Here is a 15,241-nt window from a genome sequence, read left to right as displayed (position 1 = left end):
AAGTAGTCTATCAAAGGCACTGCCGGGGTGCCAGAGTTTTGCCACCTGAATAGACCGTAATAATGACAAAAAATTCCCATTCAGCCGACACAAAAAACCTGAATATTGTATAGGCTTGATGTATAACAAAATTACGTGACAATCTGATGTCAGTAACCAACCCAATTGCAACAGAGTGTTGCAATCCTCTTTTTCATTTCCATTGAGGAGCCGCCGTGTTTGCTTATGTAGCCCGTCAAGTCATTACCGACGTTAAGCAAAATGTGTTTGCCTACGAGCTGTTGTTTCGTGATAGCGAAAACAACTGCTTTCCTGACATTCAACCTGACGAAGCAACCTCAAAACTGCTGACCGGCAGCCACCTGACCCTCGGGGTAGAAGAAATCACCGGCGGCAAACTGGCATTCATCAATTTCCATCAGGATACCCTGCTGTACCGTTTCCCAACGTCTCTCGATCCGTCCAGTGTGGTGATCGAGATTGTCGAAACCGTTGACATCAACCCTAAGTTGATTGAAGCCTGTAAGCACATTCGCGATCTCGGCTACCGCATCGCTCTTGATGACTACGACTTTAATCCTAAATGGGATCCCTTTTTGCCCTACGTGCATTACGTAAAAGTCGACATTTCCCATGCAGACCCTGGTTTACTATTAACCAAGCAGCAAGAATTCAAGGATCTGCGCGTTAAATGGCTGGCTGAACGGGTTGAAACCCGGGAGCAGTATGAACAATGTGCGCAGTTGGGGTATCAGTATTTCCAGGGCTATTACTTCGCCAGACCGGAAGTCATCCGGCAAAAAAGCATCCCAAACGCCAAGCTGCTGTTGCTGGAGTTGATGGAAGCCAGCAGCAGTACACGGTTTGACTTTGATCGTATCAACAGCATCATCGAACGTGACGTGGCCTTATCCTATATGTTGCTGCGCTTTATCAACAATCCCATCATCAATAAACGCAATAAAATCACCTCTTTGCGTCACGCCCTCACCTACATGGGTGAAGTGGAGGTGAAAAAGTTTGTTGCCTTGTTGGCGCTGGCCAACCTGGGCGATAACAAACCCCTTGAACTGGCCAATATGTCACTGGTTCGGGCCAAATTTTGTGAACTGATGGCGCATGCACGCAAAGATAGCGACAATCCACCCACCGGCTTTCTGGTCGGATTGTTTTCACTGCTGGATGCGATGCTTGATCAAACCATGCAACAACTGATGGACAAACTACCCCTGCGGGAAGATGTCAAACAGGCACTGTGTGGTGAAGAAAGCGATCTACGCTTGTATCTGAACACTGCCATCGCGCTGGAAACCGGCCATTGGCAGCGAATTTCGATATTGAGCCAGCAGTTGAACATTACTGAATCCCTGCTGCATCAGTTTTATATCGAGGCAATCAAATGGGGTGCTTCCATGTCAGGCAGCCTTAAAAACACAAATGCTTAAGTGATTGGTCGCTTCCCGCGCACCTTTCCTAGACCTGCCCCCGCTTGGTAGTATACATTTGACGTTAGCGCAGCCATTTTGACCAAATCGACTATACAAAATGGCGATCACAACAATAACAACAAATTGCAGACCCATGTTGAGGAAGGACGAATGTTCGCTTTTATCGCGCGACAACCCATATTGGATGGTGAAAAAGAGGTTTACGCGTATGAATTATTGTTCAGGGACGGCGTAGCCAACTGCTATCCCGACCATGCCGATGACGACAAAGCCGAGCGCATGGCCAGAGAAACCCTGAAGCTGGGGTTGGATGATATCTCCTGTCAGAAAACCGCGTTTATCAATTTTCAGCGCGACACCCTGCTCAAAGGGCTGCCTGCCACGCTGGATCCGCAGACGGTGGTGGTCGAAATTGAAGAGCCGGGTACCACCAACCATGGATTGCTCGAAGCCTGCAAACAAATCAAGAACATGGGGTTCCAATTGGCCATTGATGATCCGATGCTGGAGCAGGATGCCCATGGTTTGCTGCCCCTCGTCGACATTGTCAAAGTGGATGTCGGACAACACAAACATCAGCATATCGCGCAGAAAATCCCCGGGCTACTGAATGCCAATGTCAAACTGGTGGCCGAAGAAGTTGAAACCCAACAACAGTTTCTGACTTACAAAAACCTCGGTTTCGACTATTTCCAGGGCTATTTCTTTTCCAAGCCGGAATCGCTGGCCGGTGGCCAACTGCCCACGTCCAAACTGGCACTGGTGCAATTGATCAGCGAAGCCTCCAGTCGCTCGTTTAACATCGACAGCATCAATGAAATCATCGAGCGGGATGTGGGTCTGTCGTACATGCTGCTGCGTTTTATCAATAACCCGTTGATCAACAAGCGCTATAAAATTACCTCTTTGCGCCATGCCCTGACCTACATGGGCGAAGTGGAAATTAAAAAGTTCATCGCTTTGCTGGCGTTGGCTAACCTGACCGATGACAAGCCGATGGAGTTGATCCATATGTCGCTGGTGCGGGCACGGTTCTGTGATTCGCTGGCCAAAGAAAAGGCCTTTGGTGACAATCCACCCACCGGTTTTATGGTTGGCCTGTTCTCATTGCTGGATGCGTTGCTCGATCAACCGATGAAGGAACTGGTCGAGAAAATGCCGATTGTGGATGAAGTGAAGTTCGCCTTATGCGGCGGGCAAAATGACTTCGCCTTGTTCCTGCTGCTGGCGCGGGCATTTGAAAGTGCCACCTGGCTGAAAGTCAAACGGGTTTCCGATGCACTGCAGCTTGATCAGAAACGGGTGCATGGTCTGTTCAATGAAGCGGTATTGTGGGGCAACAGTGTACGTCAGACCATATCACCGCATTTCCCCAAACCTCACGTTCAGTAAATCCGACACGTGCCCTGGTGTCTTACCGGGGCTCTATTTCACGCACATGCCGGTGCACGGATATCATCGAACCCGCCAGGCCCAGCATCACTGACATCGCCAACATCAGCAGCAAATCCGACGCACTCAAACCGCTGAGTTCAAACGGGCTTTGATACAGACTGCTGACATATCGGATACTGCCATCGACCCACCACAGCAACAGGGATACGGCAAACCAGGCGAGGATCCCACCCAATAAGCCATACCAGAAACCGGTATACAGGAAAGGACGATGGATAAACGCGTCAGTGGCTCCCACCAGTTTCATGACCAGAATTTCATCCCGCTTGTTGGAAATGTTGAGTCGAATGGTGTTGCCAATGATCAGCACCACTGCCAGAAACAGCAGCAATGCAACCACACCGACAACGTCCCGGGCAATGCCCAGAAAACCGTGCAACCTTTCCAGCCATTCAATGTCCAGCTTGCCGAGCTCCACTTCCCGCTCTTTACGCAACTTGTCCAGTAATCGACTGGCAGAGGATGGGCTTGCATGGCGCTCGGTTGGGGTCACCAGGATCACATCGGGCAACGGGTTACTGTCGAGGTGGGTCAGCGCATCACCAAAGCCGGACAGTTGTTTGAATTCTTCCAGCGCATCGGCTTTGCTGATATGCACCAGGCTGTCGATTTCCGGCCACAACGACAATCGGGTAATCAACTGCTGCACGTCGGCAGGACGGGTGTCCTGACGCAGGAACAGGGATATCTCTGACGCCTGCTCCCAACCCGCGCTCAGTTGCTCGGCATTTTTCACCATCACGTACAGGGTGCTGGGCAGGGTAATACTGAGACCCAGCACACCGATGGTCATCAGGCTGGCGGCAGGTGCCCGCCACAACTCGCCCAAACTGCCTAATGCCTGTCGAACGTGACTGACAAAAAACATCATCAGCCGTTGCAGCATGCTGATATGACTCATCTGGGCGCCCTGGGGACGGCCTTTAAATAACAGACTCACAGGCTGTCCTCCTGCAAGGGATCCGTTTGCCAGTCCTCTGACAAGCCATCGTCGATCATCTGTCCCTGACGCAGGGTGAGTGTGCGGTATTTCATGCGCGCAATCAGGCCCAGGTCGTGGGTGGCAATAAACACCGAAACCCCAGCCTGGTTGAATTCTTCAAACAGGCGAATGATTTCCATCGATAACTTGGGATCAAGGTTGCCGGTAGGCTCATCGGCTAACAACAACGGCGGTTTGTTGACCACCGCACGGGCAATACCCACCCGCTGTTGCTCACCACCGGAAAGCATGATTGGCAGATTCCGCACCTTATCGCGCAACCCCACCATTTCCAATGCGGCACTGACCCGTTTATTGATTTCCTTGCGTGAGTATCCGTCAATCACCAACGGCAATGCGACATTGTCAAACACCGTCCGGTCCATCAGCAACTGATGGCTTTGGAAAATCATTCCGATATCACGACGAATATAAGCAATCTGACGACGGTGGATAGTGTTCAGATCGTGGCCGTTGATCAGCACTTTGCCAACGGTGGGCCGCTCCATGATGCTGATCAGCTTAAGCAGGGTACTTTTACCCGCGCCGGAATGACCGGTCAAAAACGCCATTTCACCAGGCTCAATGTGAAAGTTGACCTGACGCAAGGCCTGCTGCCCACCGGAGTAGGTCTTGCTGACGTTTTCGAATTTAATCACAACGTGTCCTTACTGGCTTTCGCTAAATAGTGCATCGACGAACTGTTGGCTGTCAAACGTGCGCAAGTCGTCAATGGCTTCACCCACACCGATATAGCGAATGGGTAGCTCGAATTTATCTGCGATAGCAAAAATGACGCCGCCCTTCGCTGTACCATCCAGCTTGGTCAGCGTAATCCCGGTCAAACCAACCGCATCATGGAATAACCGTGCCTGACTCATGGCATTCTGACCGGTACCGGCATCCAGGGTCAGCATGATCTCGTGGGGCGCTTCCACGTCCAGCTTTTTCATCACCCGAACCACTTTTTTGAGTTCTTCCATCAGGTGATCTTTGTTTTGCAAACGGCCTGCCGTATCAGCGATCAATACATCCACTCCGCGGGCCTTGGCCGCCTGAACGGCGTCGTAAATCACTGATGCACTGTCGGCACCGGTGTGCTGGGCGATAACGGGAATGTTGTTGCGCTCTCCCCACACTTGTAACTGCTCAACGGCAGCGGCCCGGAACGTATCACCGGCAGCCAACATGACTTTCTTGCCTTGTTGCTGAAACTGTTTGGCCATCTTACCGATGGTGGTGGTCTTACCCACACCGTTGACACCGACCATCAGGATAACGAAGGGCCCCTGTTGGTTGTTCACGGTCAACGGTTGCTCCACCTTGTGCAACAGTTGCGACAATTGTTCACGTAACAGGCCATACAGGGCTTCACCATCTTTCAGCTGCCCGCGACTGGCCGACTGGGTCAGCTCATCGATGATACGGGTGGTTGTATCCATGCCCACGTCGGCAATCAGTAACTGGGTTTCAAGCTCCTCAAACAGCTCGTCATCAATGGTTTTACCTTTGAACAAGCCAACAAATCCAGAGCCGATATTTTCCTTGGTGCGCGACAATCCCCGTTTTAACCGGGAGAAAAAGCCTTGCTTTTGCTCTGCGTCAGTCCCGTCACCTGAGACGTTGGGCGACGATTCTGCTGCCGGTTCAGACGCTTCAACGACGTCGACAGCTGCAGAGGACTCAACCAACTCCGGCTCACTGTGTTGTGCGGTTTCACTCTGTGCGTCAGTGACAACATTGGCAGGCTCAGATGGCTGCACAGGTTGTTGTTCAACAATGGGCTCAGGCTGTGCATCCAGCGACGTTTGGGGATGTTCTTCGGGTGTTTCCGACGGCAACGGCGAAGGTGTCGGTACCGGCGGCTCTTCTGCGGCTGCAGGGGCAGGGTCCTGACTCGGCGCCACGGATGTTTCTGGCGTATCAGTGTGTTCGGCTGTATCAGCGGCTGGAAGATCCTGTTCAGAAGGCGACGCAGCGTTATCAGTTGCGGTGTCTTGGTCTTTTTTAAACCAGCGGAAAAATTTTGACATGGGTGAATACGGTCCTGCTTATGTCACGCAAATAAAGGTTGTCAGTGTACTGCGCGGCTGTCTGATGCCCTGAAACAATGGATTCAGCAAGCAAGCCGACAGGAAAGCGGGTACACTATCGTGCAATTCGGACAATCATAACATCTCTTGGTCAAATGAGGCGAGGCACAAACAAAAAGCCCGATAGCGGCAAGTCAGTCGGCAGTATCCGATTGATCAGCGGCCAATGGCGGGGGCGAAAACTGCCAGTACTGGATCGGGACGGCCTGCGTCCCACCACCGATCGCACCAAAGAAACCCTGTTCAACTGGCTAATGAACGATATTCGTGACAGCCGATGCCTGGACTTGTTTGCCGGCAGCGGCAGTCTGGGTCTCGAGGCATTGTCGCGCTATGCCCGCCATGTGACCTTTGTTGAGCTGGACAAAGGCGCTGCCGATCAAATCCGCAACAACCTTCGCGCGTTGCAGGTCCCCACTGAGCAAGCCGAGGTGATTTTCGCCGACGCGTGTCAGACTGTCACACGCTTGCAACACAGTTACGATGTGATCTTTCTCGATCCGCCGTTTGGCAAAGGGTTATTGAACCCTGTGATTGAGGCATTGTCACAGTCTGGTCTGGTGCATCCGGGCAGCTTGATTTACATCGAACACGAACCGGGTGAATCACTGTCAACCATGCCGAACCACTGGACGTGCATCAAAGATAAAGCCACCAAAGGCTTTTGCTACCGATTGTTTGAAGTACAGGAGAAGGTGTGAATAAACCCAATGGCACAGGCCTTACACGCGTGATCAATGCCACTCGCTGTTCCATCGATGGCTTGGCGTATGCCTACCGACACGAGTCAGCCTTTCGTCAGGAGTTGTGGTTGAGTGTGGTAATGATCCCGCTCGGGCTGTTCATGGGCCAGGACGCCATTGAACGGGTGCTGCTGACCATGCCACTGTTATTGCTGCTGACCGTCGAATGCATCAACAGTGCTATCGAAGCGGCCATCGACCGCATCAGCAAAGACATTCATCCGTTATCCAAGCAAGCCAAAGATTTGGGATCAGCGGCGGTGTTCTTCTGCATCCTGCTGGTCATTCTGAGTTGGTCAGCGCTGTTGTTACCCCGGCTGTTGTCCTGACTCAGGACGGGTCACATTCGATCCCAAGATTACTGACACCTTCCTGGGTTGCCAGCGCCTTGAGCGTTGCAACGTCCTCTCGACCGCCTTTCATCTGGGCCAACAGGGTCAACAGTTCTTGTTGGAATTCAATTTCCCATTGCATCAGTGGGTGCGCTTTAATTCCCTCACTGTCGAGTGCAACCTCACTGGTAGCCTCAATGAACGATTCTACAGCCCCTTGCGACAGTTTGCTGACCACCACTGCGCCCTGCGGATCTTCACCCTGCATCAACAGCAACGTGGATGACAATGACACAGCGGCGTCAATCGCAGGGTATACACCGTAACTGTCATACTCGGAAGGATGGGGCGTCACATCTTCAATCCGCTCCAACTGAACCGCCAGATTGATTTTCATTTTCGGGACTGACAACCACTCCCAGACCGCGTTCAAGACGTTGCGAAACTGGCTGACTTCTGCGTAGCCGGTGGATTCACAGAACAAGGTATAGTTTGGCGCCATGCGCTCAATCAGGGTCGCCGCAAAGGCAACCGCATGCCAGCCTTTTAGCTGGCGAACGGCCGCAAAAGTGTTCAGTTTGCTCATGGGGGGTTATGCCTCAAACGCCATGGGAGAAATAGTTACCAACACCGTCAAGGAACATCTGAATGGCGATCATGATCAGGATCATGCCCATCAGGCGCTCAACAGCGATCAGGCCGCGTTCACCCAATATCCGGTGTAGCGCAGTCGAAAACATTAAGATGGTGGCGGAAATGAACCAGGCTGACAACAAGGCAATGGTCCAGTCGGTCATCCGTGCAGGATCCTGGTTGGCAAGCAGGATCAATGCAGCCAGGATTGACGGCCCCGCGACCATCGGGATCGCCAGCGGCACCAGAAACGGCTCCTGCTCACCGTCGAGTCCGGTCACACCACCGGGTTGCGGAAAAATCATTCGAATCGCAATCAGAAACAGGATAATCCCGCCGGCAATACTGACGGTTTCCTGCCTGACACTGAGGAAATCCAACACCGCCTGCCCGCTGAACAGAAACAGCAACATGATGGCCAGCGAAAACAACAACTCCCGGGCCAGTACAATGCGCCGGCGCTTGGGTTCAATGGTTTTCAGTACTGACATAAAGACAGGTAAATTACCCAGAGGATCCATGATGAGAAACAGCATGATGGCCGCCGACCAAATGTCCATGAATGTCCTCCAATGGGTTGAAAATAGTGCTGTTAAGTGTACCCCATGCACCGTAGTTGAACTACCGGAAATTAAATAAATTCAGGGAGTTGAATAGACAGCATGTTTTTTTTGCCGTAAAAAGAAACGATACGGCGTCAGCATGCTCTGACAGGCCAACTAGCAAAAACCCTTAAATGGGCTTTAATAAAGAGACGTCTCTATCAGAGGAAGGATAAATGAGTTTAATGTCTGTGGCGGAAGTCGCCGAATATCTGGGTGTACAGGAAATTCGCGTCGAACGACTGGAACGCGAAAGCTTGTTAGTAAGCAAGGACAAAGATGCCGATGGCCGCCCTCTGTTCGATCGAGAAGACGTAGAGCGTTATAAAGTCTTTGCCGAACGCATTGGCGGCATCTGAGCGTTGAAGACTGTGGGCTCGCCAACGGCAAGCCCACCAACCAAGTCTATCCAGCCAACAAGGCCCGCGCGATGGTGCGGATCCCCTGACCTGTTGCTCCCGGTGGTTGCTGACCATTGGCATTACCATTGTAAGCCGCGGCCAAATCCAGATGTACCCAACCACGACCATCTTCTCTGACAAAGCGGGACAAGAATCCGGCAGCGTTTGATGCGCCACCTGCACCACCACCTTTTTGTGGCCGGCTATTCGCCGTGTCCGCAAACGGCGATGGGCACATCTCCTTGTGCCATGGCTCCAGCGGCAATGGCCACAACAGCTCATTTTCTTCACGGGCATAGGCCAGGAAGGTTTCACGCAACCCTTCATCCATGGTGAACAGGGCATTGTACTGATTGCCCACCGCCATCACTGCAGCACCGGTCAGCGTTGCCGCATTGATGATCAATGGTGCGCCACTCTCAGTGGCAGCCATCAGACCGTCCGCGAGTACCAGACGACCTTCTGCGTCGGTGTTAACAATCTCTACCGTGGTCCCGTTTTTATAGGTCAGCACATCGCCCAGCTTGTAGGCATGGCCACTGATCAGGTTTTCCGCACAACACAGGAACAGTTTCACCCGCTTGTTGAGGCCTTGCAGCATCGCCAGGCCCAATCCACCGGTGACCGTTGCAGCACCACCCATGTCGCATTTCATATCCAACATGCCTTCACTGCTCTTGATGCTGTAGCCACCGGAATCGAAGGTGATACCTTTACCCACCAATGCGGCGGCAACCGGCGCATTCGGATCACCGGTTGGGTTAACATCCACTTCCAGTAACACCGGCGGCCGATCACTGCCACGGCCAACATTGTAAATACCGACCCATCCGGCTTCCAGCAATGCCTCGCCAACCCAGCTTTTCACCGACACCTGATTGGGTGCCAAGCCCATCAACCAATCGGCGGCACGCTGCGCCAGCGTTTCAGGCGACAGGTCTTCCGGGGTTTCATTGACCAGGCTGCGGGTGAACGCGAGGGCCTCAAAGCGTGCCTGCAATGTCGCCTGGTTGTCATCGTCACACCACTGAATGGCGTCAGGCTTTTTTGGCGTACTGAACGCCTGGGCGAAGGTCCATTGCTGTTCTATGTGCCAGTTGCCGCGTAAGCCGATTTGCGCCGGATTCATGCTCTCCAACTGACGGGCAGCTTGCTGAATCTGACGATGCTGCAGAGGTTCCGACAAGGCAGGATCGACGTGCACACAAGCAACGTCACCGTTAAACGACAAACGGGCTTGTGCGTTCCAGGGGGCGGGCACAGGTTGCGTACTGATTTCTACCGCAAGGTATGTCATGCTTTGCTCCTTTTTTCGACCTCGCGCGTTCCATCGAGCGGGTCTGTCATTATGGCTTTTTACTCTACTATACCAAGATATGAAACTACCTGCTGACTTGTTGCACGGACATCTGCTGCAACGTTACAAACGCTTTTTGGCTGATGTACAACTTGATGATGGCACCACCGTCACTGCCCATTGCCCAAACACAGGGGCAATGACCGGATGTGCTGAACCGGGTTTTGACGCCTGGCTAAGCCACCATGATGACCCCAAACGCAAACTGAAATACACCTGGGAGCTGGCCAGAAATCACGCCGGCCACTACATCGGTATCAACACACACCGGGCCAACAAAGTGGTTGCCGAAGCACTCAGTAACGGCACCATCACCGCGCTGGCGGCGTACAACAACGTACGCAGTGAGGTCAGATACGGTGAACAGAACAGTCGGATCGATTTTTTACTCCAGGCAGCGGATTTGCCGGATTGCTACCTGGAAGTCAAGTCAGTCACCCTGTTGGCCGATGACGGTCTGGGCTATTTCCCGGATGCCAAGTCTGCCCGCGGCGTTAAGCACCTGCACGAACTGGCCAGTATGGTGCAACAAGGCCACCGCGCGGTTTTGCTGTTCTGCGTTCAGCACAGCGGCATACACCGGGTCAGCGACGCGGCGCACATTGACCCCCAGTACAGCCAGGCACTGGATTTTGCGTTGAAAAATGGGGTTGAGGTAATGGCCTGGGGATGCCATATCGACAGCCAAAATATAACGTTAAATCAACAACTCCCTTTCGAACCTGCATTTAAGGGTTGATTTTTGCTGGGATAGCGCCATATTTGCCTGTCATTGGAAACTTGGGCAGTGTGAAGTTGTTTTCAATGCATCATCTTCCCGCTGCCCTCAGGTCACCACGACACGCACAATGATCCACTGACAAAGCATTGCCTGGGTCTGTGCTTTCTGCTATAGATAGCCGCTTGCACAAATTTGCCTTTGTGTCGTAGTTTAGGAGATTTGGCACATGCCAACAGGAAAAGACAATAAGTCCCTCGGACTGCTGGCTCTGGCCGGTTTGACTCCCTACCAGGAGAAAGACGGCGAAGAGTATATGAACGATGCTCAACTGGAGCATTTCAGAAAAATATTGTGTGCCTGGCGTGACCAGCTGCGTCAGGAAGTTGACCGTACTGTGCATCATATGCAGGACGAAGCGGCCAATTTCCCTGATCCGGTCGATCGCGCTGCCCAGGAAGAAGAATTCAGCCTTGAATTGCGCACCCGTGACCGCGAACGCAAACTGATCAAGAAGATTGAGAAAACCCTCAAGCGCATTGATGACGACGATTTCGGTTTCTGTGATGCCTGTGGGATTGAAGTGGGTGTACGCCGCCTGGAAGCCCGCCCGACAGCCGATCTGTGCATCGACTGTAAAACCATGGCTGAAATCAAAGAGAAACAGCTGCAAGGCTAACTGCCGCCGAGGAAACACGGAGGCTGGCATTGCAGCCTCCGGGTCATCCCATGAACACACCCGATAAACGTTCTGACTTATCGTCAGATGCCACCTATTGTGGTCGATTTGCCCCTTCCCCCTCCGGTCCATTGCATTTGGGCTCTTTGCTGACGGCCGTTGCCAGTTATTTACAAGCCAAGGTCAATCACGGTCAGTGGCGACTACGCATTGACGACATCGATCCGCCACGGGAAGTGCCCGGTGCTGCGCAGCAGATCCAACGCACGCTGGATGCACATGGATTGCACTGGGATGGTGACATTGTGTGGCAAAGCCAGCGACATGACGCCTATCACGAAGCCCTGTTGCAACTTCGCCAACAACAACTGACCTATGGATGCGAGTGCACACGCAAGGCATTAAGACAACGTCAACCCGACATGCTGTATGATGGTTTTTGCCGACAGCGGGGGCTTCCCTTTGACGACAATGCCGAACGGTTTCGGCAACAGGGCGACACTGCGGTGATGGTGGATGCGCTGCACGGCACCCTTCTGTGTGATGATGCCCACAGTCGCGAAGACTTTGTACTGCGCCGCAAGGATGGCCTGTATGCCTATCATCTGGCCAGTGTGGTGGATGACGCTTATATGGGTGTGAGTGAAATTGTCCGTGGCAGCGACCTGTTGCAACCCAGTCAAAGTCAGATGGCGCTGTTTCAGGCGCTGAATGTGTCCGCCCCCACCACCTTGCACTTGCCCGTGCTGGTCAGTCGGCCCGGATTCAAACTCAGCAAGCAGAACCATGCGGCCGGCATCGACGATCATCGGGCCAGCGAAAACCTGACCCAGGTACTGACGCTATTGGGGCATCCACCACCCGACGGGTTACACACTGCATCACCATCGACCATACTGGATTGGGCGACAGCGCACTGGGATTTGCAGCAAATACCGGCCCAGTCTGAGCTACAGGCGCCTTAGGGACAAACACAAGTCGTAGAATTAGGCCGACTTACGGTATATGATTAGCGCCCATAAAAAATAACGCGCACCAGCCAAACAGGAGCAGCACCATCATTAGCCGGGTGATAAACAAAGTGAAACGGGCACTGGGACAGCCCCAGTCCGCGTCGCGTACCCCATTGACACCCAAAGTGTTAAGCCGCGCCGAGCATGGAATTTCCCGCGACGACATCAGCGAAAATGCCCTCAAAGTACTGTATCGCCTGCACAATGGCGGCTATCAGGCCTACCTGGTCGGCGGCTGTGTGCGCGATTTGATGCTGGGCTTGCATCCCAAAGACTTCGATGTGGTCACCGATGCGACCCCTGAACAAGTCAAAGGGTTGTTCCGCAACTGTCGCCTGATTGGCCGTCGCTTCCGATTGGCCCATATCGTGTTCGGACGGGATATCATTGAAGTGGCGACGTTCCGTGGTCATCACCAGAGTGAAGAGCAACCAGAAACCCTCGGCAAGCAAAATGAAGACGGCCAAATTTTGCGTGATAACGTGTTCGGTAGTATCGAAGAAGACGCCGAGCGCCGGGATTTCACCATCAATGCGATGTATTACAACATTGCTGATTACACCGTCACGGATTTTGCCGACGGTATGTCTTCGATCAAAAATAAGCGCTTGGATCTGATCGGTGACCCACATACCCGATACCGCGAAGATCCGGTGCGCATGTTACGTGCAGTGCGTTTTGCCGCCAAACTGAACATGACCATTGGCAAAGACAGCGCCGACGCGATCCACGAATTGCACGGACTGTTGGCCAATATTCCTGCCGCGCGATTGTTTGAAGAAGTGCTCAAATTACTGGTGTCCGGCCAGGGCCTGGCAACCTACCGTCTGTTACGTGAATACCAATTGTTTGACCAGTTGTTTCCACAACTGAAACCTTTGCTGCGTGATAACGACAGTCGCGAAAACCAGTTCATTGAGCAGGTACTGATCAATACCGACAACCGCATTAACACCGGTCAACGGGTGACCCCTGCGTTCCTGTATGCGGCGATGCTGTGGTACCCACTGGAAGAGCACTGCCAAAAACTGATGCTTGAGGCAGGCCTCAATCACCATGATGCATTCAGTGTTGCCATCAACGATGTTTTGCACCGGCAAATACAGCGCATCATGATCCCCAAACGGTTCAGCACCGGCATGCGTGATATCTGGCACATGCAGCCGCGACTGGCCAAGCGTTTTGGACGCCGTGCCTATCAATTGTTGGAACATCCCAAGTTCCGCGCTGCCTATGACTTTTTGTTGCTGCGCGGCCAGATAGAGGGTGGCGAACTGCTCGAACTGGCAGACTGGTGGACACAATTCCAGGACGCAGACGCCAACGACCGCAAAGCCATGCTCAACAAACTGCGCGGAGGCCAGCCAGCGCCTCGCAAACGTCGCCGTCGCCGGCCCAAGCGAGATTCTTCGGCACCATCATGACCTCTACCACGGTTTACATCGGGCTGGGCAGCAATCTGTCAGAGCCCGCCCGTCAATTGGCAGATGCGTTGGCCGCCATGGCCGCATTGCCGCAAACCCAGGTGGCGGCAACCTCATCATTGTACGCCAGTCGTCCGATGGGACCACAGGACCAGCCTGATTACGTGAATGCTGTCTGTGCGCTTGAGACCACATTGGCAGCCGAGGACCTACTCGACGCATTACAGCACATTGAGCAGCAGCAGGGACGGGTTCGCAAGGACCAGCGCTGGGGAGCCAGAACGCTGGATCTGGACATTCTGCTGTTCGGTGAACAATGCATTGACACACCGCGTCTGACGGTGCCTCACTACGGCTTACGGGAGCGGGAATTTGTCCTGTGCCCACTGGCGGAAATCGCGCCACAACTGATCCTGCCCGGTGGCGATCGGTTGCAATCTGTACTAAATAACTGTCCAATGAACGGTTTAAAAAAACTGTCTGATCGCGCTGTGGAGATCTCCTGCGATCAGCAGCAACCCTGAACTGTTGGCAATCGGTGATAGAGAACGATCTATGAAAAAAGTAACAACGTCCACGTTGTTGGACATGAAAAAGAATGGGCAAAAGATCACCGCGCTAACAGCCTATGACGCCAGCTTTGCAAAGTTGTTTGACGAGCAGGGCGTCGATGTACTGTTAATTGGTGATTCTCTTGGCATGGTGCTGTTGGGTGAAGACGATACCCTGACCGTGACGATCGAGGATATCGCTTACCACACCCGGGCCGTCAAGCGGGGCACACAGCGCGCCTTTGTGGTTGCAGACATGCCTTTCATGTCATACGCCACCCCAGAGCAAACCTATACCAATGCCGCGACACTGATGGCTGCCGGTGCAAGCATGGTCAAGCTCGAAGGTGGAGATTGGCTGGCAGAAACCATCAAAGGCCTTAACCAGCGTGGCGTACCCGTGTGCGCTCACCTCGGACTGACCCCACAATCGGTACATGTTTTTGGTGGCTTCAAGGTACAAGGCCGTGATGACCTGCAGGCCGAGCAGTTGCTCGAACAGGCCCAGACGCTGGCCAAAGCCGGCGCCCAGATGCTGGTATTGGAATGCGTTCCTTCTTCCCTGGCGCAGAAAATCACTCAGGCGGTCGACATTCCGGTCATCGGTATCGGCGCAGGTGTGGCCTGCGATGGCCAGATCCTGGTAATGCATGACATGTTTGGTATCAGCGCCAATTACATGCCCAAATTCTCCAAGAACTATCTGCAACAAAGTGGTGACATGCGACAAGCCGTTGTGGATTTCATTACTGAGGTCCGGGAAGGTGTTTTTCCCGGCGAGCAGCACAGTTTCAACTAAGCGGAAAGGCT

The 15,241-nt window shown here is 53.1% G+C and carries 17 protein-coding genes; 11 read left to right on the top strand and 6 right to left on the bottom strand.

Translation table 11 applies throughout. The features are described from left to right. The first annotated feature begins 215 nt into the window (after positions 1-215). Together LJ739_RS12990 and LJ739_RS12985 are read left to right on the top strand one after the other, a co-directional pair. Positions 216-1,445: an EAL and HDOD domain-containing protein gene (locus tag LJ739_RS12990; protein ID WP_229161117.1), complete on the top strand. Its 1,230-nt coding sequence runs from the start codon at positions 216-218 to the stop codon at positions 1,443-1,445. A 153-nt stretch (positions 1,446-1,598) separates the two neighbouring features. Continuing rightward, positions 1,599-2,840: an EAL and HDOD domain-containing protein gene (locus LJ739_RS12985; RefSeq protein WP_229161115.1), complete on the top strand. Its 1,242-nt coding sequence runs from the start codon at positions 1,599-1,601 to the stop codon at positions 2,838-2,840. 22 nt (positions 2,841-2,862) lie between these two features. Here LJ739_RS12985 and ftsX read toward each other — a convergent pair whose 3' ends face one another. The 3 genes from ftsX to ftsY are packed head-to-tail and all read right to left on the bottom strand — an operon-like array spanning position 2,863 to position 5,918. Next, the gene (ftsX, locus tag LJ739_RS12980; protein WP_229161114.1) at positions 2,863-3,843 is read right to left on the bottom strand and encodes a permease-like cell division protein FtsX; all 981 of its coding nucleotides are present in this window, start codon (positions 3,841-3,843) and stop codon (positions 2,863-2,865) included. Continuing rightward, positions 3,840-4,544: a cell division ATP-binding protein FtsE gene (ftsE, locus tag LJ739_RS12975; RefSeq protein WP_229161113.1), complete on the bottom strand. Its 705-nt coding sequence runs from the start codon at positions 4,542-4,544 to the stop codon at positions 3,840-3,842. The genes ftsX and ftsE overlap by 4 nt, the downstream gene beginning before the upstream one ends. A gap of 9 nt (positions 4,545-4,553) precedes the next feature. Continuing rightward, positions 4,554-5,918, bottom strand: coding sequence for a signal recognition particle-docking protein FtsY (gene ftsY / locus LJ739_RS12970; RefSeq protein WP_229161112.1), 1,365 nt, complete (start codon positions 5,916-5,918; stop codon positions 4,554-4,556). A 155-nt stretch (positions 5,919-6,073) separates the two neighbouring features. On the opposite strand from ftsY, the gene rsmD reads away from it, so the two are divergent. Beyond that, positions 6,074-6,679 (top strand): 16S rRNA (guanine(966)-N(2))-methyltransferase RsmD, encoded by a 606-nt coding sequence (rsmD, locus tag LJ739_RS12965; RefSeq protein WP_229161111.1) that lies wholly within the window; start codon positions 6,074-6,076, stop codon positions 6,677-6,679. Then, entirely contained in the window at positions 6,676-7,050 is a 375-nt protein-coding gene (locus LJ739_RS12960; protein ID WP_229161110.1) for a diacylglycerol kinase, read from the top strand. The genes rsmD and LJ739_RS12960 overlap by 4 nt, the downstream gene beginning before the upstream one ends. Position 7,051: 1 nt before the next feature. Here the strand turns inward: LJ739_RS12960 and LJ739_RS12955 are convergent, their stop codons facing one another. Together LJ739_RS12955 and LJ739_RS12950 are read right to left on the bottom strand one after the other, a co-directional pair. Beyond that, positions 7,052-7,639: a YjaG family protein gene (locus LJ739_RS12955; protein WP_229161109.1), complete on the bottom strand. Its 588-nt coding sequence runs from the start codon at positions 7,637-7,639 to the stop codon at positions 7,052-7,054. Between the two features lie 13 nt (positions 7,640-7,652). Next, positions 7,653-8,246, bottom strand: coding sequence for a YhgN family NAAT transporter (locus LJ739_RS12950; RefSeq protein WP_229161108.1), 594 nt, complete (start codon positions 8,244-8,246; stop codon positions 7,653-7,655). A 218-nt stretch (positions 8,247-8,464) separates the two neighbouring features. Between LJ739_RS12950 and LJ739_RS12945 the strand changes: the two genes are divergently transcribed. Beyond that, a complete protein-coding gene (locus LJ739_RS12945) occupies positions 8,465-8,647 on the top strand; it encodes a MerR family transcriptional regulator (protein ID WP_229161107.1) in 183 nt (60 codons plus the stop codon). A gap of 46 nt (positions 8,648-8,693) precedes the next feature. Here LJ739_RS12945 and pepB read toward each other — a convergent pair whose 3' ends face one another. Then, entirely contained in the window at positions 8,694-9,986 is a 1,293-nt protein-coding gene (pepB, locus tag LJ739_RS12940; protein ID WP_229161105.1) for an aminopeptidase PepB, read from the bottom strand. A 79-nt stretch (positions 9,987-10,065) separates the two neighbouring features. Here pepB and sfsA point away from each other — a divergent pair, with 79 nt between their 5' ends. From sfsA to panB, 6 genes are all read left to right on the top strand, one after another. After that, positions 10,066-10,785 (top strand): DNA/RNA nuclease SfsA, encoded by a 720-nt coding sequence (sfsA, locus tag LJ739_RS12935; protein ID WP_229161104.1) that lies wholly within the window; start codon positions 10,066-10,068, stop codon positions 10,783-10,785. Between the two features lie 208 nt (positions 10,786-10,993). Continuing rightward, a complete protein-coding gene (gene dksA / locus LJ739_RS12930; protein WP_229161103.1) occupies positions 10,994-11,443 on the top strand; it encodes an RNA polymerase-binding protein DksA in 450 nt (149 codons plus the stop codon). A 50-nt stretch (positions 11,444-11,493) separates the two neighbouring features. Next, positions 11,494-12,408: a tRNA glutamyl-Q(34) synthetase GluQRS gene (gene gluQRS, locus LJ739_RS12925; RefSeq protein ID WP_229161102.1), complete on the top strand. Its 915-nt coding sequence runs from the start codon at positions 11,494-11,496 to the stop codon at positions 12,406-12,408. Positions 12,409-12,524: 116 nt separating this feature from the next. Next, positions 12,525-13,880: a polynucleotide adenylyltransferase PcnB gene (pcnB, locus tag LJ739_RS12920; protein ID WP_229161101.1), complete on the top strand. Its 1,356-nt coding sequence runs from the start codon at positions 12,525-12,527 to the stop codon at positions 13,878-13,880. Then, positions 13,877-14,404, top strand: coding sequence for a 2-amino-4-hydroxy-6-hydroxymethyldihydropteridine diphosphokinase (gene folK / locus LJ739_RS12915; protein ID WP_229161100.1), 528 nt, complete (start codon positions 13,877-13,879; stop codon positions 14,402-14,404). Before pcnB ends, folK begins: the two co-directional genes overlap by 4 nt. Positions 14,405-14,435: 31 nt before the next feature. Continuing rightward, positions 14,436-15,230: a 3-methyl-2-oxobutanoate hydroxymethyltransferase gene (panB, locus tag LJ739_RS12910; protein ID WP_229161099.1), complete on the top strand. Its 795-nt coding sequence runs from the start codon at positions 14,436-14,438 to the stop codon at positions 15,228-15,230. Positions 15,231-15,241: the final 11 nt, after the last annotated feature.

The sequence above is a fragment of the Fluctibacter halophilus genome (assembly GCF_020687825.1).
GTDB lineage: Bacteria > Pseudomonadota > Gammaproteobacteria > Enterobacterales > Alteromonadaceae > Fluctibacter > Fluctibacter halophilus.
Note: the sequence above shows the minus strand (reverse complement) of the source record. Positions and strands in the feature narration are given on the sequence as shown.